The sequence below is a fragment of the Rhizobacter sp. P2_H2 genome, from assembly GCF_056403375.1.
In genome coordinates this window covers 1-1984 of record NZ_JBFUFP010001003.1, presented here as the reverse complement: position 1 = coordinate 1984, position 1984 = coordinate 1, and the positions used below count along the sequence as shown (strand labels likewise).

Annotated in this window: 3 protein-coding genes; 2 read left to right on the top strand and 1 reads right to left on the bottom strand. The window is 64.1% G+C overall.

Going from position 1 to position 1984, the window contains the following annotated elements; genetic code table 11:
• On the bottom strand, positions 1 to 409 hold a 409-nt coding region (locus AC1D15_RS29335), incomplete at its 3' end, for a TetR/AcrR family transcriptional regulator (protein WP_477828793.1).
• Positions 410 to 490: 81 nt separating this feature from the next.
• Between AC1D15_RS29335 and AC1D15_RS29330 the strand changes: the two genes are divergently transcribed.
• Together AC1D15_RS29330 and AC1D15_RS29325 are read left to right on the top strand one after the other, a co-directional pair.
• Complete coding sequence (locus tag AC1D15_RS29330) at positions 491 to 1231, top strand: SDR family NAD(P)-dependent oxidoreductase (protein ID WP_477828792.1); 741 nt, start codon at positions 491 to 493, stop codon at positions 1229 to 1231.
• Between the two features lie 355 nt (positions 1232 to 1586).
• On the top strand, positions 1587 to 1984 hold a 398-nt coding region (locus AC1D15_RS29325; RefSeq protein ID WP_477828791.1), incomplete at its 3' end, for a YlqF/YawG family GTPase.

Sequence of the window (1984 nt, the reverse complement as noted above, 5' to 3'; positions counted from 1 at the left end):
CGGTATGGCCATCGCTTCCGACAGTGCCGAGCGTGACCAGGCAGCCATGTGGCAGATCGCAATCGGAGCCTGTCATCGCCGCGGCCGAGTCCCACAGGTAGGCGAACGCGGCTTCGCGGGCCGTAGGCGCCTGGTGGAAGCGCCCCAGAACCAGGTCCTCATAAGTCACGGAGTACAGGCGCAGCGCCTCGGCGTACAGCGCATCCTTCGAGCCGAACGCGGCATAGAGGCTGGTCGAACCGATACCCAGAGCCGTGGTCAGGTCGGCAATCGACGTGGCCTCGTAGCCCTTGATCCAGAAGAGCCGCATGGCCCTCATCAATGCCGCCTCGCGGTCGAACTCGCGCGGTCGGCCACGAGCAAGAGGTACGCGGGCGGGGGCCTTCGAAGGGATGATTTTTTTTTGCATCGATCGCTGCACAAATAGCTTGACCAGCCGATGCCGCAATCCTACCATTTGTGCATCGATCACTGCACAAAGGATGATTCCTTGAAAACCCTTGCTGGAAAACGCGCCCTGGTCACAGGAGGATCTCGAGGCATTGGAGCCGCCATTGCGGTGGCGTTGGCTGAGAACGGCGCCGACGTTGCCCTGACATTCCAGAACTCGGCCGACAGGGCAAACGCCGTGGTGTCTTCCATCGAAAAGCTGGGCCAGCGTGGCACGGCGATTCAGGCTGACAGTGCGGATCCGACCGCCATCAAGCGGTCGGTGGAGGAAGCCGTGGCCGCGTTGGGAGGCCTGGACATCCTGGTCAACAACGCCGGAATCGCGCTCTACGACACCATCGCCGACTTCAGCGTCAGCGATATTGACGCGCTGCTTGCGGTCAACGTGCGCGGCCCGGTGCTGACGACCCAGGCCGCCATCCCGCATCTGGGCGCGGGCGGTCGCGTCATCACCATCGGTTCCGCCGGTGCGGAGCGCATCGTCGGCGCCCCGGGAACGATCTACTACATGACCAAGTCGGCGCTGCAATCCTTCACACGCGGCCTTGCGCAGGAACTGGGGCCGAAAGACATCACCGCCAATCTCGTCCAGCCAGGTTCCACCAACACGGACATGAACCCGTCCAACGGGGAGAGTTCCGACTGGCAGCGCAGCCTGACGCCGCTGGGTCGCTACGCCGAACCGGCGGATATCGCCGCCGCCGTGAGCTTCCTGGCGAGTCCTGCAGCGCGACACCTGACGGGAACCATCATCAACGTCGATGGCGGCTTGCTCGCCTGAGTCGACGGCCCGCGGACAACGGCCAGATACCTCGCAGCGACCGCGTTGCGCACAGCACTTGAAGCGCATTGGTTGACGTCAGGCGGCCAGGAGCGGGCGGCTGCGAGAGACGCCTTTCAGGTCGGCCAAGGTCATGATCGTTCCTCCGCCGGTCGAGAAGCTGCCGATTTTCGTTTTGGGCGCTGTGCTTGCGCTCACCGGTGGATTCCTCGCGATGCAGGAATCCATGTTCAACTGAGCGCAGCTCGAAGCGTTTGCTATGGTCGTCGTTGGCTTGGGTGCCGACGACGGTAGCATCGATATCGCCCTACCCCCTCCCGACGCAGCCATCCGCGAGAACACAGAAAGCACTTCCATGGCCATCCAGTGGTTCCCAGGCCACATGCACACGACCCGCAAGGCCATCGCCGATCGCCTGCCGGAGATCGACGTGGTGATCGAGTTGCTCGACGCACGGCTACCGGGCTCGAGCACCAATCCCTTGCTGGCCGAACTGACGGCAGGCAAGCCTGCGCTGAAGGTATTGAACAAGCAGGACCTCGCAGATCCGGAGATCTCCGAGCTTTGGCTGGCGCACTACCAGGCGCTGCCGGGCACCCGTTCGCTGGGGCTGGACGCCAGCACCACCGCGCCGGCGCGTGCGCTGATCGCGGTGTGCCGGGCGCTTGCCCCGCATCGCGGCGGCATGGTCAAGCCGGTGCGGGTGTTGATTTGCGGTATTCCCAACGTGGGCAAGTCGACGCTGGTCAACAC